The sequence below is a fragment of the Erwinia sp. QL-Z3 genome (assembly GCF_004551645.1).
Taxonomy (GTDB): domain Bacteria; phylum Pseudomonadota; class Gammaproteobacteria; order Enterobacterales; family Enterobacteriaceae; genus Erwinia; species Erwinia billingiae.
In genome coordinates, this window is sequence record NZ_CP037950.1 from 625,167 (window position 1) to 644,153 (window position 18,987).

At 57.4% G+C, this 18,987-nt stretch carries 18 protein-coding genes; 8 read left to right on the forward strand and 10 right to left on the reverse strand.

Features of this window, described 5'->3' with window-relative positions:
* Positions 1-3 precede the first annotated feature (3 nt).
* The 3 genes from E2F51_RS03520 to E2F51_RS03530 all read left to right on the forward strand — a co-directional run bounded on the left by E2F51_RS03520 (position 4) and on the right by E2F51_RS03530 (position 4,921).
* Complete coding sequence (locus E2F51_RS03520; protein ID WP_134822755.1) at positions 4-2,427, forward strand: fimbria/pilus outer membrane usher protein; 2,424 nt, start codon at positions 4-6, stop codon at positions 2,425-2,427.
* Complete coding sequence (locus tag E2F51_RS03525) at positions 2,424-3,410, forward strand: spore coat U domain-containing protein (protein ID WP_134822756.1); 987 nt, start codon at positions 2,424-2,426, stop codon at positions 3,408-3,410. Before E2F51_RS03520 ends, E2F51_RS03525 begins: the two co-directional genes overlap by 4 nt.
* Positions 3,411-3,592: 182 nt before the next feature.
* Positions 3,593-4,921, forward strand: coding sequence for an MFS transporter (locus E2F51_RS03530; protein ID WP_134822757.1), 1,329 nt, complete (start codon positions 3,593-3,595; stop codon positions 4,919-4,921).
* Positions 4,922-4,971: 50 nt separating this feature from the next.
* On the opposite strand, the gene exbD is transcribed toward E2F51_RS03530, so the two are convergent.
* Both exbD and exbB read right to left on the reverse strand, forming a co-directional pair.
* Complete coding sequence (exbD, locus tag E2F51_RS03535; protein WP_013203838.1) at positions 4,972-5,394, reverse strand: TonB system transport protein ExbD; 423 nt, start codon at positions 5,392-5,394, stop codon at positions 4,972-4,974.
* A gap of 5 nt (positions 5,395-5,399) precedes the next feature.
* Complete coding sequence (gene exbB, locus E2F51_RS03540) at positions 5,400-6,131, reverse strand: tol-pal system-associated acyl-CoA thioesterase (protein WP_134822758.1); 732 nt, start codon at positions 6,129-6,131, stop codon at positions 5,400-5,402.
* Between the two features lie 249 nt (positions 6,132-6,380).
* On the opposite strand from exbB, the gene metC reads away from it, so the two are divergent.
* Both metC and E2F51_RS03550 read left to right on the forward strand, forming a co-directional pair.
* Positions 6,381-7,580: a cystathionine beta-lyase gene (gene metC / locus E2F51_RS03545; RefSeq protein WP_134822759.1), complete on the forward strand. Its 1,200-nt coding sequence runs from the start codon at positions 6,381-6,383 to the stop codon at positions 7,578-7,580.
* A 106-nt stretch (positions 7,581-7,686) separates the two neighbouring features.
* Positions 7,687-8,343 carry a DedA family protein gene (locus E2F51_RS03550; RefSeq protein ID WP_013203841.1) on the forward strand — a complete coding sequence of 219 codons (657 nt, stop codon included), beginning with the start codon at positions 7,687-7,689 and terminating at the stop codon, positions 8,341-8,343.
* A 27-nt stretch (positions 8,344-8,370) separates the two neighbouring features.
* Here the strand turns inward: E2F51_RS03550 and E2F51_RS03555 are convergent, their stop codons facing one another.
* Positions 8,371-9,264 carry an AraC family transcriptional regulator gene (locus E2F51_RS03555; RefSeq protein ID WP_134822760.1) on the reverse strand — a complete coding sequence of 298 codons (894 nt, stop codon included), beginning with the start codon at positions 9,262-9,264 and terminating at the stop codon, positions 8,371-8,373.
* Between the two features lie 124 nt (positions 9,265-9,388).
* Between E2F51_RS03555 and dkgA the strand changes: the two genes are divergently transcribed.
* Complete coding sequence (dkgA, locus tag E2F51_RS03560; protein ID WP_134822761.1) at positions 9,389-10,213, forward strand: 2,5-didehydrogluconate reductase DkgA; 825 nt, start codon at positions 9,389-9,391, stop codon at positions 10,211-10,213.
* Positions 10,214-10,275: 62 nt separating this feature from the next.
* Here the strand turns inward: dkgA and ftsP are convergent, their stop codons facing one another.
* From ftsP to E2F51_RS03580, 4 genes are all read right to left on the reverse strand, one after another.
* Positions 10,276-11,694, reverse strand: coding sequence for a cell division protein FtsP (gene ftsP, locus E2F51_RS03565; protein WP_134822762.1), 1,419 nt, complete (start codon positions 11,692-11,694; stop codon positions 10,276-10,278).
* A gap of 107 nt (positions 11,695-11,801) precedes the next feature.
* Entirely contained in the window at positions 11,802-12,539 is a 738-nt protein-coding gene (locus E2F51_RS03570) for a 1-acylglycerol-3-phosphate O-acyltransferase (protein WP_013203845.1), read from the reverse strand.
* Positions 12,540-12,719: 180 nt separating this feature from the next.
* On the reverse strand, positions 12,720-14,993 hold the full coding sequence (parC, locus tag E2F51_RS03575) for a DNA topoisomerase IV subunit A (RefSeq protein WP_013203846.1): 2,274 nt from the start codon (positions 14,991-14,993) through the stop codon (positions 12,720-12,722).
* 148 nt (positions 14,994-15,141) lie between these two features.
* Positions 15,142-15,924, reverse strand: coding sequence for a transporter substrate-binding domain-containing protein (locus E2F51_RS03580; protein WP_013203847.1), 783 nt, complete (start codon positions 15,922-15,924; stop codon positions 15,142-15,144).
* A gap of 153 nt (positions 15,925-16,077) precedes the next feature.
* On the opposite strand from E2F51_RS03580, the gene E2F51_RS03585 reads away from it, so the two are divergent.
* Positions 16,078-16,659 (forward strand): NAD(P)H-dependent oxidoreductase, encoded by a 582-nt coding sequence (locus tag E2F51_RS03585; protein ID WP_134822763.1) that lies wholly within the window; start codon positions 16,078-16,080, stop codon positions 16,657-16,659.
* Positions 16,660-16,693: 34 nt separating this feature from the next.
* Positions 16,694-17,002, forward strand: a complete 309-nt coding sequence (locus E2F51_RS03590) for a putative quinol monooxygenase (RefSeq protein ID WP_013203849.1) — start codon at positions 16,694-16,696, stop codon at positions 17,000-17,002.
* Between the two features lie 96 nt (positions 17,003-17,098).
* Here the strand turns inward: E2F51_RS03590 and E2F51_RS03595 are convergent, their stop codons facing one another.
* The 3 genes from E2F51_RS03595 to E2F51_RS03605 form a co-directional block, all read right to left on the reverse strand.
* Entirely contained in the window at positions 17,099-17,998 is a 900-nt protein-coding gene (locus E2F51_RS03595; RefSeq protein WP_013203863.1) for a LysR family transcriptional regulator, read from the reverse strand.
* Positions 17,999-18,097: 99 nt separating this feature from the next.
* Positions 18,098-18,475, reverse strand: coding sequence for a DUF1090 domain-containing protein (locus tag E2F51_RS03600; RefSeq protein ID WP_134822764.1), 378 nt, complete (start codon positions 18,473-18,475; stop codon positions 18,098-18,100).
* Positions 18,476-18,491: 16 nt separating this feature from the next.
* Positions 18,492-18,974 (reverse strand): heme-binding protein, encoded by a 483-nt coding sequence (locus E2F51_RS03605; RefSeq protein ID WP_134822765.1) that lies wholly within the window; start codon positions 18,972-18,974, stop codon positions 18,492-18,494.
* Positions 18,975-18,987 lie beyond the last annotated feature (13 nt).

Below are 18,987 nucleotides of genomic sequence, written 5' to 3' on the forward strand. Positions count from 1 at the left end.
CGCATGAGCAGGCGATGCGTTGCGTCACTGGGACGCTGCTCCCTGGCCGTCACCGGCATCATCAGTTGCCTGTTCCCTGTAACCGGCAGCGCGGAGACCTTTTCCTCACTGCCGCCGCCGCCGCAACAAACTGCGCCAGGTCAGCAGAACAATCAGTACATGCTGGGACTGGTGGTGAACGATCAGGACAGCGGTCAGGTGGTGCCGGTTGAGTTTAAGGATGACCACTATTTATTGCGCGCGGGCGATCTGCAGCGCGCCGGGATCCCCACCTCGAAGATAAATGCCTCGATTGTCGATGTCTCGACGCTCCCCGAGGTCAAAGCCGAATACGATCGACCGCGTCAGCGCATCCTGCTGACCGTGCCGCCGGCCTGGCTGCCGAAGCAAACCATCGCCAGCGCCGAAACCAACGGCCCGCGCTATCCGGGACGCACCACCGCAGGCGCCCTGTTCAATTACGATCTGTATACCAGCCACACCTCGGCCAGCGGCACCCGACTTTCTGCCTGGAACGAATTCCGCCTGTTCAGCGACAGCGGGCAGTTTTCTACCAATGGCGTCTATCAGGAACAGCTTTCCGGTACGCCGGGCAGCCAGGACGAGGGCTTCCTGCGCTACGACACCTGGTGGAGTAATCAGGATGAGAACCACTCGCTCAGCTGGCGGGTGGGCGATCTGATCACCGACTCGCTGGCGTGGACCAGCAGCGTCAGGCTGGGCGGTATCCAGATCGCCAGGGACTTTTCCGTGCGCCCGGATTTGGTCACCTATCCGCTGCCGTCGTTTTCCGGCCAGGCGGCGGTGCCGTCAACCGTTGACCTGTTTGTGAACGGTTATAAAAACAGCAGTAACAACGTCCAGCCTGGCCCGTGGTCACTGACCAATATGCCGTTCGTTAACGGCGCGGGGAACGCGGTGGTGGTGACCACCGATGCGGTGGGCCGGCGCGTGACCACCACCCTGCCGTTTTATGTGTCGAGTAACCTGCTGAAACCCGGCCTGTCGGACTTTTCATTTTCTGCCGGTGCGCTGCGTGAAAATTACGGTCTGAAGAATTTTGATTACGGAGCCGGTGCGGTCAGCGGCTCGTATCGTTATGGCCTGAACGACTGGCTGACGCTGGAAAGCCACGCCGAAGGTGCCGATGCGCTGGCGGTGGGCGGCGCGGGCGGCCAGATGAGAGTTGGCTCGCTGGGCGTGGTCAATGCAGCGCTGACGCAAAGCCAGATGGAAGGCGATACCGGCACGCAGTACAGCTGGGGTTATCAGTACAACAACAGCCGCTTCAGCGTCGGCACGCAGCATATCGTGCGCTCGTCGGGCTTCGGCAATCTGGCCCTGTACGGCGATCGTAACGGTAACATCGGCGGCTCGGAATACACCCTCAGCCGCCGCAGCGCCCAGTACAGTGCCAGCCTGTCGCTGAACCAGTATGGCAGCGTCGGCGCCGCCTTTATTGATATCACCAGCGGCACCGGCGACCGCACCCAGCTGTGGAACCTGTCGTGGAGTAAGAACCTGTGGGGCAACAGCAGCCTCTACGTCTCGGCCAGCCGCGACCAGCAGGAAGGCGAATGGTCCGGTGCCATCTCACTGGTGATCCCGTTCAGCGATCTGGGCACGGTCAGCGTAAGTCAGGAACGCGATCAGCAAGGCGGATCGTCACAACGCATCACCGCCTCGCGCGCAATGCCAACCGAAGGCGGTTTTGCCTGGGATGCCTCGTATGCCAATCAGAGCAGCGACAGCGATTACCGCCAGGCGAGCCTGAGCTGGCGTAACGCCAATATCGAAACCTCCGCCGGCTTCTATGGCGACAAGGATTACAGCACCGAATGGGCGGATTTAACCGGCTCGGTGGTGTTGATGGATGGCAGCCTGTTTGCCGCCAATCAGGTCAACGACGCCTTCGTGCTGGTGAAAACCGACTACCCGAACATCAATGTCCGTTATGAAAACCAACTGATGGGTAAAACCAATGACAACGGCTATCTGCTGGTGCCGGGCATCAGCTCCTATTATCCGGCGAAGTACGACATCGATACGCTCGATCTGCCGGCGGACATGACCACCTCCAGCGTGGAACAGCGCTTTGCCGTTAAGCGGGACAGTGGCTATCTGCTGCACTTCCCGATTGAACCGCTGCGTGCCGCCAGTGTGATCCTGCACGATCAAAACGGCCAGCCGCTGCCGGTGTCCACGCAGATCCTCCGCGAAGGTCAGGCAACCGAATACGTTGGCTGGGATGGTCTGGTGTGGATGGAAAACCTGAAAACTGAAAATGTTTTCCGCGCAGAAACGCCGGATGGTCGCCACTGCGCGTCAACGCTCACTGTGGCGGGCGGCCGCCCGAAATCGCTTGAAACTTACGGGCCGCTGACCTGCTCGCTCACATCCGATCCCTCTTCAGGAACGTCACCATGAAAAAGCTGCTTTCCTGCCTGTTATTCCTGCTGCTGCTGGCCTGCGCGATCCCCGGCTGGGCCGCCTGTACGTTGCCCTCTTCCACCGCCAGTTTCGGCACCGTCAGTTCGTTTGCGGTCAATACCACTGCCAGCAACATAACGGCCAACGTCAACGTCAACTGCGGCTCGGGCAGCGTGCTGTCACTGCTTTCCACCGACTATATAAGGCTGCAGCTCGCCAGCGCCACCTACACCAGCGGCACGCGGGCAACGTTAAAAACCGTCAGCACCGGCACCGACAATATCCCGCTTCGCACCTGCACGGACGCCGCCTGCGCCACCGAAATCGCGGTCGGTGGCGTCACCACCACCTACAGCCAGGCGCAGCTGCTGAACCTGCTTGGTCTGGGCGGCGGGCAGAACTTCAGTATTCCGCTCTACCTGCGCACGGTACCGGGGCAAACGGTGGCCGCAGGCACCTATACCGTCAACCTGAATATCCTGGTCAACTACAACATTTGTACCGGCATTGGCGCGTTGGGACTCTGTCTGCTGGGCAATCAACAGACGGGATCGGGAACCATACCCATTACTACCACGCTGATTGTCACCAATGACTGCACCACGATCACCGCACCCGATATCAGCTTCGGCAGCGCGCCGCTGGTCAGCAGTTTCAATACCATTTCTCAGTCGATTAATGTGATTTGTACCAAAGGCAGCACCTATACGGTGGGGATGAGCAACGGCAGCCATGCGGTGGGCACCCAACGCTATATGACCAGCGGCAGCAACCAGCTGGCCTACGAGATTTATCAAAATGCCACCACCACGCGCTGGGGGCCAACCGGTAGCGACCGGGTGTCGAGTACCGCCTCCAGTGCCCTTAGCACCGATGGCCTGACCCGCACCTTCAACTACACCGCGAAGGTGCTGACCACCCAGGCCACGCCGGTGGCGGGCAGTTACAGCGACAGTGTGGTGATCGACCTGTCGTTCTGAGTCGATGACCACCGCCGTCAGCGGCTTCTGACGGCGGCTTTTCTGCCTGAATAATGGCTGGCACTGCATGTGTTAATAATTTGTTACGAAGAGTCTGCCCAGCGCCCGGCTAACGGTGACCGTCATCACATTAAATCCGCGGCTGGCAGGATAAAACGGAAGAAAACCCAAAAGGATGCTGTATGACTGCCGTGACTTCTCCCCCAAATCCCGCCCGCAAGCCTCAGGGTAATGCCAGAACCATCTTCAATGTGACCAGCGGTAATTTCCTGGAAATGTTCGATTTCATGGTGTTTGGTTATTACGCCACGGCTATCGCTAAAACCTTTTTCCCGGGTGACGATCCCTTTGCCTCGCTGATGCTGACGCTAATGACCTTCGGTGCAGGTTTCCTGATGCGGCCATTGGGCGCCATCGTGCTGGGGTCGTATATTGACCATCATGGCCGCCGCAAAGGGCTGCTGATGACGCTGGGCCTGATGGCCATCGGCACGCTGACCATTGCGGTGGTGCCGGGTTACAACACGCTGGGTGCCGCCGCGCCGATCCTGATCCTGTTAGGACGCCTGTTGCAGGGCTTCTCTGCCGGGGTTGAGCTGGGCGGCGTTTCGGTTTATCTGGCCGAGATCGCGCCGAAGAACCGTAAGGGCTTCTTCGTTAGCTGGCAGTCGGGTAGCCAGCAGATCGCGGTGATTTTTGCGGCGCTGTTAGGCCTGGGCCTGAACCATCTGCTGGAAAAAGATCAGGTCACCGAATGGGGCTGGCGTATCCCGTTTGTGATCGGCTGTATGATTGTGCCGTTCCTGTTCTGGATCCGGAGCAAGCTGGAAGAGACCGAAGCGTTCAGCCAGCGCAAAACGCACCCGTCGATGAAGCAAATCGTTCGCTCGGTCGCCAGCAACTGGGCGCTGGTGCTGGCGGGCATGCTGATGGTGGTCACCACCACGGTGATGTTCTATATGATCACCGCGTTTACCCCCACCTTCGGCAAAACCGTGCTGATGATGAGCGACAAACAGAGCTTCTTCGTCACCCTGTGCGTGGGCGTGTCTAACCTGATTTGGCTGCCGATCATGGGTGCCGTGTCCGACCGTTATGGCCGCCGTCCGCTGCTGATTTTCTTTACGCTGCTGATGATTGCCACCGCGTGGCCGGTGCTGCACTGGCTGGTCGGTTCCCCGAGCCTTGCCCACCTGCTGGAAGCGGAACTGTGGCTCTCGTTCCTCTACGCCAGCTATAACGGTGCGATGGTGGTGTATCTGGCAGAAGTGATGCCGGCGGAAGTGCGCGCGACCGGCTTCTCACTGGCTTACAGCCTGGCAACCGCCCTGTTCGGCGGCTTCACCCCGGCCATCTCCAGCTACCTGACCCACGTCACCGGCGATAAGGCGATGCCTGGCGTCTGGCTGACCTTTGCCGCCGTGTGCGGATTGATTGGGACAATGATTATCAAGCGCCTGATCCGTCAGTACCAGACCCGACACAGCGGCGCCCCGGCGGTGCAGCTGTAATAAAAAAGGGCCGACATCTGCATGTCGGCCCTTTTTTTAACGCCCGTCGGTTACTTCCCGGCGGTTTCCATTCCCATCAGACCAATCTTCAGATATCCCGCCTGACGCAGTTTATCCATCACGCCCATCAGCGTTTCATAATCCACAGACTTATCTGCCTGGAAGAAAATGGTGGTCTCTTTATTGCCTTCGGTCTGGCTGTTCAGCGCATTCAACAGCGTTTCCGGCGTCACCGCATTGTTGCCAATGAACAGCTGCTTGTCGGCTTTGATTGACAGGTAAACCGGCTTCTCAGGACGCGGCTGCGGCGCACTGGTGGAAGCAGGAAGGTTAACGCGGACGTCAACGGTTGCCAGCGGCGCGGCGACCATAAAGATAATCAGCAGCACCAGCATCACGTCGATAAACGGCGTGACGTTGATTTCATGCATTTCGCCGTTGCTTTCGAGATCTTCATTCAATCGCATTGCCATGGTGCTTATCCTACCCGCAGTTTCTGAGCGGGCGCACGCTGTACGCTGCCGCTGGCGGCCAGGTCCAGATCGCGGCTTTGCAGCAGCATCACCTGGGCGGCAACATCGCCCATTGACGCTTTGTAGTTGCCGATCAGGCGGGCAAAGACGTTGTAGATCACCACGGCGGGGATGGCCGCAACCAGGCCGATAGCGGTGGCCAGCAGGGCTTCCGCAATCCCCGGTGCAACCACCGCCAGGTTAGTGGTCTGGGTCTGGGCAATGCCGATAAAGCTGTTCATGATGCCCCACACCGTACCAAACAGACCGACGAACGGTGCGATGGCGCCGATGGTGGCGAGGAAACCGTTGCCGCGGCCCGCGTGACGGCTAAAGAACGCCACGCGGCGCTCCAGGCGGAAAGAGGTACGCTCTTTGATGCCGTTGTCGTCGTCGGAGCCTGCGGAAAGTTCCAGCTCGTTCTCCGCTTCTTTCAGAAACTGCGTAGTCAGGCTGCCCGCTTTAAAGCTGGCGCTGATCTGCGCGGCTTCCTGCAGAGAGCGTGCACCTGCCAGCGCGTTCTGTTCGTTTTTCAGGCGGCGTTTCGCGGCGCTGAGTTCAAAACTTTTACTGAAGAAGATCGCCCAGGTCACGACAGATGCCAGCAGTAAGCCGATCATCACCACTTTTACTACGATGTCCGCATGCTGGTACATGCCCCAGACGGAAAGATCCGTCTGCATCAAATCATTCGTCACGCTGTGTCTCCAACGTCATTCAACGGGTAAAAAAAACCAGTGCGGATCATACCAAATCAGTGCTGAATTGATAGTGGTTATCATTACTATTTACTTTTGAGGTAACATTTTTTACACACTTTCCTGATTTAACGCATATCCAGCCGACTTTTGCTGAATCTTTCTCACAGTGCCCTACGCTTAATTTCGCCCAGCCGCCTGCCGTGTTAACGTTAAGGCAGACCAGACATCCGCAAACAGAGCATTCCGATGACCAGTAAAAAAATTGAAACGGCGCTGATTGCCGCCGGACGCAGTAAACGTTTTACCCAGGGCTCAGTGAATAGCGTGATCCAGCGGGCCTCCTCGCTGGTGTTTGATAGCGTGGCTGAGAAAAAACGCTGTACCGCCGGCCGTGCCGATGGCGAGTTATTTTACGGCCGTCGCGGCACGCTGACCCACTTTTCCCTGCAGGACGCGATGACCGAACTGGAAGGCGGCGCGGGCTGTGCGCTCTATCCTTGCGGCGCGGCCGCGGTTGCCAACGCCATTCTGGCCTTTGTTTCTGCCGGTGATAACGTGCTGATGGCGGGCTCGGTCTATGAGCCGACGCAGGACTTCTGCACCAAAATCCTCAGCAAAATGAATGTCTCCACCACCTGGTTCGATCACTGCATCGGTGCGGAAATTGCCGAACGGGTGCAGCCAAATACCAAAGTGGTGTTCCTCGAATCTCCGGCCTCGATCACCATGGAAGTGCAGGATGTCCCGGCGATTGTCGCCGCCGTGCGCAGCAAAGCGCCGGATGCGGTGATCATGATCGACAATACCTGGGCCGCCGGCATTCTGTTCCGCGCGCTGGATTTTGGCGTCGATATTTCCATTCAGGCCGGCACCAAGTATCTGATTGGTCACTCCGACGCGATGATCGGCACCGCCGTTGCCAATGAACGTTGCTGGGCACAGCTGCGTGAAAACTCCTATCTGATGGGCCAGATGGTCGATGCCGATACCGCCTATATGGCCAGCCGGGGATTAAGAACGCTGGCCGTGCGCCTGCGTCAGCATGAAGAAAGCGCCATAAAGGTCGCCCACTGGCTGGCAGATCGGGCCGAAGTTTCCGTGGTCAATCATCCTGCTCTGCCACAATGTAAGGGACATGAATTCTGGCAGCGCGACTTTACCGGCAGCAGCGGCCTGTTCTCATTTGTGCTGAAAGCGCGTTTGACCGACCCGCAGCTGGCTGAGTATCTCGATCGCTTCGAACACTTCAGCATGGCCTATTCCTGGGGCGGCTACGAGTCGCTGATCCTCGCTAATCAGCCGGAAGAGCTGGCGGAAATCCGGCCGGCCGGCGGCGTGGATTTCACTGGCACGCTGGTGCGCCTGCATATTGGCCTGGAGAACGTTGACGACCTGATTGAAGACCTGGCTGCCGGATTTGCTCGTCTTTCCGCCTGTCCTGCCTGATAAAGCTAAACGGACGATTAACGGTGCGACATCCGCGCCCTTGATCAAAGTGTGGTGAGGGGATTAGCGCTACAATGGCAGCTTAACGCAGTAAACAGGAATTAAGATGGGTGTATTGCATGAGATTGTTCAGGCGCTGTGGCATCAGGATTTTGCTGCGCTGGCCAATCCGGACGTCATTTGGGTAGTTTATTGCATTATGTTCGCTACCCTGTTTCTTGAAAATGGCCTGTTGCCCGCCTCGTTTTTGCCGGGCGACAGCCTGCTGTTACTGGCAGGCGCGATGATTGCCAAAGGGGTGATGGACTTTGTGCCGACGGTGGCGATCCTGACGCTGGCCGCCAGTCTTGGCTGCTGGCTAAGCTATTTACAGGGACGCTGGCTGGGCAATACGCGGCTGGTGAAAAGCTGGCTGATGCATCTGCCGGTGCAGTACCACCAGCGGGCGTGGAATCTGTTTCATCGCCACGGTTTGACGGCTTTGATCGTTGGCCGTTTTCTGGGGTTTGTCCGCACCATTCTGCCAACCATGGCGGGGATTTCCGGCCTGAAAAACGGCCGCTTCCAGCTGTTTAACTGGCTGAGTGGTTTTCTCTGGGTGGCCATTTTGGTGTCGCTGGGCTTTGCCATCACCCAGGTGCCGTTTATCAAACGGCACGAAGATCAGGTGATGACCATTCTGATGGTGTTGCCGCTGGTGCTGCTTTGTGCCGGATTAATCGGCAGCGTGGTGCTGCTGATCCGCCGTAAAAAATCGGCGTAAAAAAAGGCCGGTGCTCCGGCCTTTCTCTTATCCCGCCTGACGCATCCGCGTCGCTTCTTCGCCCGGCGTGACGCCAAAATAGCGCTTAAACTCGCGCGAAAACTGCGAAGCACTTTCATACCCCACCCGCATTGCCGCCGCGCTGGCCTTCAATCCTTCATGCAGCATCAGCATCCGCGCCTGATGCAGCCGGTAGCTCTTCAGATACTGCAACGGCGAGGTGCTGGTCACCGCTTTAAAGTTATGGTGAAACGCCGAGACGCTCATATTCACTTCTGCGGCCAGCAGGTCAACGCTGAGGTTATCGGTGTAATGGTGTTCGATGCGGCGCAGCGCGCGGGCAATCTGGCTGAACTGGGTGTGGCGACTGACCAGCGCCATCAGCGCCCCGCCGCACGGGCCAAGCAGCACATGATAGAGAATTTCCCTGACAATCTGCGGGCCCAGCACGCGGGCATCGCGCGGATTCGCCAGCACATCCCACAGCCGCTCGGCGGCACAGAGCATCTCTTCCGTCAGCGCGGAGGAGTGAATGCCCCGGGTTTGCGGTTCAGGGTGGAAGCTGTCGTCATCGCCAATATCAATCAGCAAATCCTGTAGCTTGACCGGATCGACGTTCAGCAGGATCCCGGCCAGCGGCGCTTCCGGCGTGGCGAAAGTTTCACACTCGACCGACAGCGGCACGGTCAGCATCAGGTATTCCGTGGCGTCGTAATGAAAAACATTATTGCCGAGGTAGCCGGTTTTCTGCCCCTGGAACAGGATCACAATCCCCGAAGAATAGAGCACCGGCGTCCGTCCGCTGGGCTTGTCGGCATAAATCAGGCGAACATCCGGCAACGAAGCCAGCGGCGAAGCGCCCGATGTCACCAGATGCACCACCTTCCTGGCAAGCTGAGTACAAAGCGTGTTGCGATCCATAGACGAGTTTTACTCTCAGAGAATTCCAAATAGCATCATGCCCAACGGCGCGGCTATTCTCAACTAGACTTAGAGTCACTCGCCGGCACAGAGGTGCCGGTTCATTCGCTGCAAAGGAGAAAACATGGCAGAGCAACCTGTAATTAAACTCCATGACGGCAACATGATGCCGCAGATTGGCCTTGGTGTCTGGCAGGCCAGCATTGAAGATACCCGCACCGCTGCAGTTAAGGCGTTGCAGGTCGGCTATCGCTCACTGGATACCGCCGCCATCTACAAAAACGAGGAAGGGATTGGGCAGGCGCTGCAAGAAACCGATATCCCGCGCGAAGATATCTTTGTCACCACCAAACTGTGGAATGACGATCAGCTGAACGCGCCGCAGGCGATGGAAACCAGCCTGAAAAAATTGCAGCTGGAGAGTGTCGATCTTTATCTGATGCACTGGCCGTGCCCGGCAAAAGACAACTACGTTGATGCCTGGAAAGCGATGATTGAGTTACAGAAACAGGGGCTGACCAAAAGTATCGGCGTCTGTAATTTCCAGGAGGCCCACCTGAAACGCCTGCTGGAAGAGACTGGCGTCAGCCCGGTGGTCAATCAGATTGAACTGCATCCAATGCTGCAGCAGCGCACGCTGCACGCGTGGAATGCGATGCACCATATTCAGACCGAGTCCTGGAGTCCGTTAGCGCAGGGCGGTAAAGGCGTATTTGATCAGGAGATTATTAAGGACCTGGCGAAAAAATACGGCAAAACCCCGGCGCAGATCGTGATTCGCTGGCATCTGGATAGCGGCCTGGTGGTGATCCCGAAATCGGTCACGCCGTCGCGCATTGAAGAGAACTTTAAGGTGTTTGACTTCCGTCTGGAGAAACCTGAAATCAGTGAGATTGCCAAGCTGGATAAGGGTAACCGACTGGGGCCAAACCCGGATGAGCTGAACTAACTGTGCAAACGGGGCGAATTAATCGCCCCGTTTTTTTTGCCTGCCTGCCCGACTCTCGCCACCTAAATCGTTGGCTGTACCAACATCTGACCCGCCGAGCCGCGGTCGGCCATTTCCAGCGTCTGGCTGTAATAGACGAACGGGAAATGTTCGGCTGAGGATTGCAGCATTGAGACAAATAACTCCACCGTGCCGTCGACCCAGACCGTATCTTTCCAGCCGCGATCTTCTGCCCAGGGCTGCGCGCCGTTGACGTTTTTAATCAGGAACTTCACGCCCTGAATATGGAATGACTGCGGCAGATCGGCATGGATAATCCAGCGCTCAAAGGTGCCCTGCTGCGCCTGCACGTCAATTCGCTCCATATCCCATAGCGCGCCATTGATGCCCGGCAGTGAATCACCGAGGCTGAATTCACGCGTGCGGCTGACCGACCCTTCAATCACCTCATCGGCCAGCAGGCGCATTGGCAGGTTATCGGTGACCAGCGGTAACAGCCCGGTCGGACGCAGCGTCAGCACCAGCGTCGAGGTCAGAATGCTGGAGGGTTCGAACAGGCCGCGCAAGCGGTCAACGATACCGGCTGCGGTGCCCGCGGTGATCGACACTTCGTCGCCCTGGCTCATATCCCCCAGTACTTCACGGCGTTCGCCCGGTGCCAGCGACAGCTGCTTGACCGCCACCGGCGCAGGCAGGAATCCCTGATCGCTGGAAATCACGTTGAACGGGCGGTTGTCGCTCATTAACAGCTGATAACAGCGGGAGTTGGAGGCGTTAAGCAAGCGCAAACGCACCCAGCCGCGCGAGACATCGACATACGGATTCTGCACGCCGTTAACCAGCAGCGTGTCGCCGACAAAGCCACCGCTGGACGGCGGGTCATACTGCGGTGAACCAAAGTTATCCAGGCGCTTATCCTGGATAATCAGCGGGAAATCATCGACGCCGTAATGATTGGGGATCGGCAGCGCTTTGCTGACCTCATCTTCAATCAGCCACAGACCGGCCAGCCCGTTATAAACGTGAGGTGCCATGCGGTTTGGCGTGTTAGCGTGATACCAGCAGGCGGTGGCTGCCTGGCGGATCGGCAATACCGGCGCCCAGTCCACACCCGGTGACATCAGTCGTGGTGCGCCGCCCGCCAGTGCGCCAGGCACCTGCAGACCGCTGATGGTCATCGAGACGGGTTCATTCAGTCGGTTGCTGTAGATCAGCTTGACATCATCGCCGCTCCACACCCGCACGGTCGGCCCGAGGTAGAGGCCGTTAACGCCCCACACCTGAGCCTTATTGCCATCGCCGGTGAAGGACCAGTGGCTGCGTTGTAAGGTCAGGAAAATGGGCTGCCCACGGCGCGATTCCACCAGCGGCGGGACCGGCAATGCGGTGCCCGGCCCGGCGGCGAACGCATTAACAGGTAACGAGCCCGCGCACAGCGCGATACCCGAAGCCTGAATAAACTGACGTCGACTGAAAGACATAAAAACTCCGTAAACCAAAACGCAGTCCTTATGCCGGACTGCTATCCATCTTTTATGATTCTGGTCTTTGCTGTGTGAGGGTAAGCCAGCCCGCAGGCTGGCTGAATTTATCTTTTATCGGCGGCTTCGCGCGCGGCCACTTCTGCATTCAACTCGTCAAGTTTCGCCATCATCAGTTCGCGGCAGTGCGTCGCCAGCTTGCGCACCGACTGGTCGGCAAAGGCAGCCGTATCCACCGGTGGCAGCATTTCGATAATCACATGGCCGTTGTTCAGGCGGTTAAGCTTAATTTTATCGTGGGTGTTCGACACCACAATCGGGATGATCGGCACACCGGCGGCCATTGCCGCGTGGAATGCGCCGGTTTTAAACGGCAGCAGGCCACGGCCACGGCTGCGGGTGCCTTCCGGGAACATCCAGAACGAGATTTTTTTCTTCTTGAACTGATCGACCAGCTCGCCAATGGTGCCGTGCGCCTTGGAGCGGTTATCACGGTCAATCAGCAGGTTACCGGTCAGCCAGTACAGCAGGCCAAAAAAGGGCACCCACAACAGCGTTTTCTTGCCGACGGTCACCGTCGTCGGCTGCACAATCTTCGCCGCGGTGATCATATCGTAGTTATTTTGATGGTTGGCAATATAGATGGCGTTAGGGTAATTATCGGCGCCTTCTGGACGGCGGAGTTCGACTTTCAGGCCAAATACCGTCGAAAGTTTGCCAAAAAGATGGCCAAACGTGGCGACGTGACGCGGGTTTCTCGGGCTGAATAAGCACCAGATGCAGCCAAAGACACACACCAGGATTGAGTAAATCACCACGACAATAAAACGTAAAATTGAGAGCATCACATCCTCGTTATTGCTTTCAGACTCCCCTGAGTCGGCAGACGGTAACCTGACCTGTTACCGGGGCGAACGCCCTGCCTTCGGGGTACGGATAAAGTATATCCTGAAATCTTGAAATTGACTGCATTTCACTGGGTTAGCCAGGCTTTCGCCTGGCCAGCACGCCGTATACAGGGACCGTTACTCTTCGCTGTCAGCAACCGGTGCTCTGACCGGACCGTCAACTTCCACCCGATCGATACGCTGCAATCCACGTGGCAACAGCGTACCGCGACGCCCGCGCTCTGCGCGGAACTTCTGCAGATCGTCAGGCTTCAGCGTCAGCTTGCGTTTACCGACGTGCAGCGTCACCGAGGTTTGTGGTGTCAGCAGCAGCAGCCAGGCCAGATTATCTTCACCGGACGCCGCCTGCGCGGAAGGAATGGAGATAATTTTGTTGCCCTTGCCTTTCGACAGCTGCGGCAGATCGCCCACCGGGAACAGCAGCATCCGGCCCGCAGAGGTAATCGCTAACAGCAGATCGTCATCATGATGGATCGCCAGTGGCGTCATCACTTTGGCATTCTGCGGCAGCGTGAGCAGCGCTTTACCGGCGCGGTTACGGGAAACCAGATCGCTGAAGGTACAGACGAAGCCGTAGCCCGCGTTCGAGGCCATCAGCAGTTTCTGATCGTCGGCCTCCATCAGCACCTGCTCCATCACCGCGCCCGGCGGTGGCGTCAGCTTGCCGGTCAACGGCTCGCCCTGACCACGCGCCGACGGCAGCGTAATCGGATCCAGCGCATAGCTGCGGCCGGTGGAGTCGACAAACACCACCGGCTGATTGCTCTTGCCACGGGCGGCGGCGCGATAGCTGTCACCGGCTTTGTAGCTCAGGCCACCCGGATCGATATCATGCCCTTTGGCACTGCGCACCCAGCCCGACTGCGACAGCACAATGGTCACCGGCTCTGACGGCACCAGTTCGCTTTCGCTGATGGCTTTCGCTTCTTCACGCTCACGCAGCGGTGAACGGCGATCGTCGCCATACAGGTCGCTGTCTGCCTGCAACTCTTTCTTCAGCAGGGTATTCATTTTGCGCTCGGACGCCAGAATGCCCTGCAGCTGATCGCGCTCTTTCGCCAGCTCATCCTGCTCGCCGCGAATTTTCATCTCTTCCAGCTTGGCGAGATGACGTAATTTCAGTTCGAGGATCGCTTCAGCCTGCGTTTCGCTGATCTCAAAGCGCGACATCAGGACCGGCTTCGGCTCGTCCTCGGTACGAATGATGTGGATCACTTCGTCGATGTTGAGGAACGCCACCAGCAAACCTTCAAGGATATGCAGACGACGCAGCACTTTATCCAGACGGTGCTGCAAGCGGCGGCGCACGGTATCACGACGGTAGATCAGCCACTCGCTGAGGATCTCCAGCAGGTTTTTCACCGCCGGACGATTGTTCAGGCCGATCATGTTCAGGTTGATGCGGTAGCTTTTTTCCAGATCGGTGGTGGCAAACAGGTGGTTCATCACCTGGTCCATATCCACCCGATTGGAGCGCGGCACAATCACCAGCCGCGTCGGGTTCTCGTGGTTGGATTCATCACGCAGATCCTCGACCATTGGCAGCTTTTTATTGCGCATCTGGGCAGCAATCTGCTCCAGCACGCGGGCACCGGAGACCTGATGCGGCAGCGCGGTGATCACCACGTCGCCATCTTCACGTTTCCACACCGCGCGCATGCGCACCGAGCCACGACCGCTCTGGTAAATTTTACGAATTTCGTTACGCGGCGTAATGATTTCGGCTTCGGTCGGATAGTCCGGCCCCTGCACGATATCCAGCAGCTCGTCGAGAGTGGTTTTTGGTGCGTCGATCAGCGCGATCGCCGCCTTCGCCACTTCGCGCAGGTTATGCGGAGGAATATCCGTTGCCATGCCCACCGCAATCCCGGTGGTGCCGTTCAGCAGGATATTCGGCAGCCGCGCAGGCAGCATTTTCGGCTCCTGCATGGTGCCGTCGAAGTTCGGGACATAGTCGACGGTGCCCTGTCCCAGCTCGCCCAGCAGCACTTCGGCATATTTCGACAGGCGGGATTCGGTGTAACGCATCGCGGCGAAGGACTTCGGATCGTCCGGCGCACCCCAGTTTCCCTGACCATCCACCAGCGGATAGCGGTAAGAGAACGGCTGCGCCATCAGCACCATCGCTTCATAACAGGCGCTGTCGCCGTGCGGATGGTATTTACCCAGCACGTCACCCACGGTACGGGCCGACTTTTTGAACTTGGCGCTGTTGTTCAGCCCCAGCTCTGACATCGCATAGACAATGCGGCGCTGTACGGGCTTCAGCCCGTCGCCAATATAGGGCAGCGCACGGTCCATGATGACGTACATGGAATAGTTGAGGTAGGCCTCTTCCGTAAACTTATGCAGGGCACGACGCTCTGCACCATCCTGCGTCAGGTCACTCATTACTCTTGATTCCTCACATCGCGGCGCTGTTGGCGCGCCACATCGGGGTCGTTTGGCGTGGATAGTACCTTATCCAGGCGGGGTCTGTCACAGGGTACCGTGGGGGGAAAGCGGATTCAGGCGGGGAAAGATTGCCCCGCCATCAGGTTTATTTTTTAACGGCCAGCCACTGGCTGACAACCTGCTGATATTCGCCGGTGGCATTGCTCAAATGCAGCCACTGGTCGACATACAGTTTCCAGCTCAGATCGTCACGCGGCAGCATGTAGGCTTTCTCGCCGTACTGCATCGGCTGCTCAGGATTGATGGCGCAGAGTTTGGGATAGTGTTTCTGCTGGAACATCGCTTCCGAGGCATCGGTGATCATCACGTCGGCTTTTTTATCCACTAACTGCTGGAATATGGTGACGTTGTCGTGGAACAGCGTCAGGTTAGCCTGCGGCAGGTAAGCGTGGACAAACGCCTCGTTGGTGCCACCCGCCGGTTCGATCAGCCGCACCGACGGCTTATTCAGCTGTTCAATGGTGCGGTACTTCTTCTTATCGGCACAGCGCACCAGCGGGATCTTGCCATCCGTGCCCAGCGGGGTAGCAAACCAGGCGGTTTGCTGGCGCTTCAGGGTGACCGACACGCCGCCCAGGGCGATATCGCACTGCTTGGCGATAAAATCTGGCGTTAAGGTTTTCCAGGTTGTGGGCACCCACTTCACTTCCGCGCCGAGATTTTTGGCCAGTGACTGCGCCATCGCGATATCAATACCTTCATATTGCCCGTCAGCGCGCAGAAAGGTGTACGGCTTGTAATCGCCGGTGGTGCAAACCGTCAGAACTTTGCTTTGCAGCACGCGGTCCAGATGTGACTGAGCACTGGCGCCGCCTGCAACCAGCAGTAACGCGGCAACCCCGCTTTTAATGCGTATTTTTTTTATCATTGTTGTCTGTCTCATGGTAACTGTGCCGAAATCCTACCTTGTGAAGCGCCATTATTGCTCAAAAAGCAAAAGTGTTGTGATCAAACACACATTTTTCTCTGCGGCTCTCGCGCGTAGACTGGCCGTAATGTCATGAACTGGAGAACAAAGAGCATGAGCAAGATTTTAATTATTGATGCAGGAAAAGCCTTCGCCCATTCAAAAGGCGAACTGAACCACACGATGACCGAAGTGGCCGCCACCTTTTTACGCGATGCCGGCCATCAGGTCGACGTCACCGTGGTTGACGACGGCTATGTGATTGCCGATGAAGTGCAGAAATATCTTGATGCGGATACCGTGATTTACCAGATGCCAGGTTGGTGGATGGGCGAGCCGTGGATCCTGAAAAAATACATTGATGAAGTCTTTACCGAAGGCCACGGTTCGCTATACGCCAGCGATGGCCGTACCCGCTCCGACGCGGCGAAAAAATACGGCTCCGGCGGGCTGATTCAGGGCACCAAATATATGCTGTCCCTGACCTGGAATGCGCCGCTACAGGCCTTTACCGATCCCGAGCAGTTCTTCGAAGGCGTCGGCGTCGATGGCCTGTACCTGCACTTCCATAAGGCCAATCAGTTCCTCGGCATGGAAGGTTTACCGACCTTTATTTGTAACGATGTGATTAAACAGCCGGACATTGCCGCAGATATTGCACGCTATCGGACTCATCTGAGCGAAATCTTTGCTTAACTAGTCAGACGACAATCCCAAAAAAGGAACGACTATGCTCACCGTGATCGCTGAAATTTGCGTAAAGCCAGGCCGCCGTACGGCCGTTTTACAGGCTATTGAGAACGTAACGCCAACAGTGTTGGAGGAAGCGGGCTGCGGAAGCTATCAGGCGCTGACTGACTATAAAGCGCAGGTTCCCTGGAAGCAGCATTCGCCCGATTCCATCTTTATGGTCGAGCACTGGGATTCTCTGCGCCATCTGGAGCAGCATCAGCAGGCTGCCCATATGGAACAGCACCGCACCAACATCAAAGCCGATGTGGTGGATGTGAAGATTTTCGTGCTGGAAGCGGCTAAGTAACCTGCCTTAATCACTTCGCCCGGATGAGCACACCTCTCCGGGCGATTTTTCTGACCCTGTCGGTATTCGCTATATTTTCTCTGCACTTGCCCTTTTTTAAAGCAAAGGCTTGCTGGCGATCTGCTCGCTAAGAAAATCCAGGAAGCAGCTGATGCGCACCGATAAGGTGGTGTTGCGGTAGTAGACCGCGTGGATCGGGTGATGCATCTCGCGCGTCAGGTCATCCAGCACGGTAACCAGCCTGCCGCTGGCGCGATCCTCGCGACTGAGAAAATCAGAGATGCGCACGATCCCCTGCCCGTAAACCGCCAGCTGCCTGAGCGTTTCCCCACTGGAAGCCGACATCGTCGGTTTGATTTGCAGCGGCTCTCCTTCACTCTTCCACACCGGCCAGACGTTATGACGATCTAACTGGCTGAAGCCCAGCAAACGGTGATCGTCCAGATCCTCCACGCGGGTTGGCACGCCATATTTCGCCAGATAGTCCGGGCTGGCCACCAGCCGCAACCGGCTGCTGCCTAATGCCCTGGCATGAATACTGGAATCCCTGAGTTCACCAATCCGGATGGCGATATCGGTCTGCTGCTCCAGCAGATCGATCACCAGATCGTCGGTATTCAGTTCAAGCTGGATCAATGGATAGCGCGCGGTGAATTCGTCCAGTAACGGCACGATCACATGCAGCATAAACGGCGTGGCGGCATTCACCCGCAAGCGGCCAGAAGGGATTTCACGCCGCTGAGCAATCTGCTCCTCGGCGGTTTCGACCGAACGCAGGATCTCCCGCGCGTGCTCCAGAAATATCTGGCCCTCTTCGGTCAGGGCGATGCGACGGGTGGTGCGGTGCAATAAGGTGGTCTGCAGCTTCTTTTCCAGCCTGCTCAGCGCACGGCTGATGCCGGAAGTGGTCTGGCTCAGCTGTTCGGCGGCAGCGGTGATCGAACCGGTATCGACAACCACGACCCAGGCCCGCAGTTCTTCAAGCGTGATTTTCAAGGATGGCCTTAGCGAAAGTGAGGACCGGCTGAGTATATCCCAGAAACTGTGAAGTCATAAAAAAAGGAGCCTCGAGGGCTCCTTTTGCAGGTGCAGAGATTACTTGCTCAACTGCGCCTGCGCGTCTTTTAACTCTTCGTTAGCGCTGTCCAGTTTCTTCTGCTGTTTGGCAATTTTCTTGCTGTTGCCGCTGGCCTGCGCTTCACGCAGATCGGTTTCGCGCTCGGCGACTTTGGCCTGCTTCTCACTGACCTTCTGTTGGCGATCGGCCAGCAGACCTTCGTTAGTGCAGTGCTGATCGATCTCTTTCAGCGCTTTTTCCAGGCCCGCTTTCTGTGAACTGTTGCCATGGGCGTCGGCATAATTAATTTGTTCGACAACCTCTGCGCGTTTCGCGGCGCAGCCGGTTGCCGGTTCCGCGGCCTGGACTGAACCCCACACCATCAGCAGCGAAGTCAGTAGAATGATTTTTTTCATGATTTAGCCTTCCTCATTAGCCTTTGAACACATTATCGATAGCGGCCTGAGCGCACTGCTCATCCAGATTTCCGCCTGGTGCACCACCCACGCCTACCGAGCCGATCACCTGGTCGCCATCACGCAGCGGCAAACCACCAGCCAGCAACAGGAAACCCGGGATGTCACGCATATTGGCGGCACCGGCGTTCGACTGCGCGGCTTCCATCACTTTGCCAGAGGCGTTTTTCGCGCTCAGCGCGGTGAAGGCCTTCATGCGGCTGGCTTCAACGGTGTGCGGGCCGGCGTTATCCATGCGCTGCAGGGCTTTCACGTTGCCGCCACGATCGAGGACGGTCACGCTGACGTTATATTTTTTTGCCGAACAGGACTGAATGACGGCAGACGCCAATTCATTGGCCTGCTGCAGAGATATGTTTTTTTCAGTCAGCGACGCGGCATGTACCGGCAGTGCGCTAAAGCAGGCCAGTACGGCCAGAGCAGAAAGGGTCTTTTTCATCTCAGTATTCCTG

Bases quoted from the DNA above. Each gene is read 5' to 3' on its own strand.
- E2F51_RS03550 (WP_013203841.1), top strand. From the start codon at position 7,687: ATGGGTGTATTGCATGAGATTGTTCAGGCGCTGTGGCATCAGGATTTT.
- E2F51_RS03605 (WP_134822765.1), bottom strand. From the start codon at position 18,974: ATGAAAAAGACCCTTTCTGCTCTGGCCGTACTGGCCTGCTTTAGCGCA.
- ftsP (WP_134822762.1), bottom strand. From the start codon at position 11,694: ATGTCTTTCAGTCGACGTCAGTTTATTCAGGCTTCGGGTATCGCGCTG.
- exbD (WP_013203838.1), bottom strand. From the start codon at position 5,394: ATGGCAATGCGATTGAATGAAGATCTCGAAAGCAACGGCGAAATGCAT.
- dkgA (WP_134822761.1), top strand. From the start codon at position 9,389: ATGGCAGAGCAACCTGTAATTAAACTCCATGACGGCAACATGATGCCG.
- parC (WP_013203846.1), bottom strand. From the start codon at position 14,993: ATGAGTGACCTGACGCAGGATGGTGCAGAGCGTCGTGCCCTGCATAAG.
- E2F51_RS03570 (WP_013203845.1), bottom strand. From the start codon at position 12,539: ATGCTCTCAATTTTACGTTTTATTGTCGTGGTGATTTACTCAATCCTG.
- E2F51_RS03600 (WP_134822764.1), bottom strand. From the start codon at position 18,475: ATGAAAAAAATCATTCTACTGACTTCGCTGCTGATGGTGTGGGGTTCA.
- E2F51_RS03525 (WP_134822756.1), top strand. From the start codon at position 2,424: ATGAAAAAGCTGCTTTCCTGCCTGTTATTCCTGCTGCTGCTGGCCTGC.
- E2F51_RS03530 (WP_134822757.1), top strand. From the start codon at position 3,593: ATGACTGCCGTGACTTCTCCCCCAAATCCCGCCCGCAAGCCTCAGGGT.
- E2F51_RS03520 (WP_134822755.1), top strand. From the start codon at position 4: ATGAGCAGGCGATGCGTTGCGTCACTGGGACGCTGCTCCCTGGCCGTC.
- E2F51_RS03585 (WP_134822763.1), top strand. From the start codon at position 16,078: ATGAGCAAGATTTTAATTATTGATGCAGGAAAAGCCTTCGCCCATTCA.
- metC (WP_134822759.1), top strand. From the start codon at position 6,381: ATGACCAGTAAAAAAATTGAAACGGCGCTGATTGCCGCCGGACGCAGT.
- E2F51_RS03590 (WP_013203849.1), top strand. From the start codon at position 16,694: ATGCTCACCGTGATCGCTGAAATTTGCGTAAAGCCAGGCCGCCGTACG.
- E2F51_RS03555 (WP_134822760.1), bottom strand. From the start codon at position 9,264: ATGGATCGCAACACGCTTTGTACTCAGCTTGCCAGGAAGGTGGTGCAT.
- E2F51_RS03580 (WP_013203847.1), bottom strand. From the start codon at position 15,924: ATGATAAAAAAAATACGCATTAAAAGCGGGGTTGCCGCGTTACTGCTG.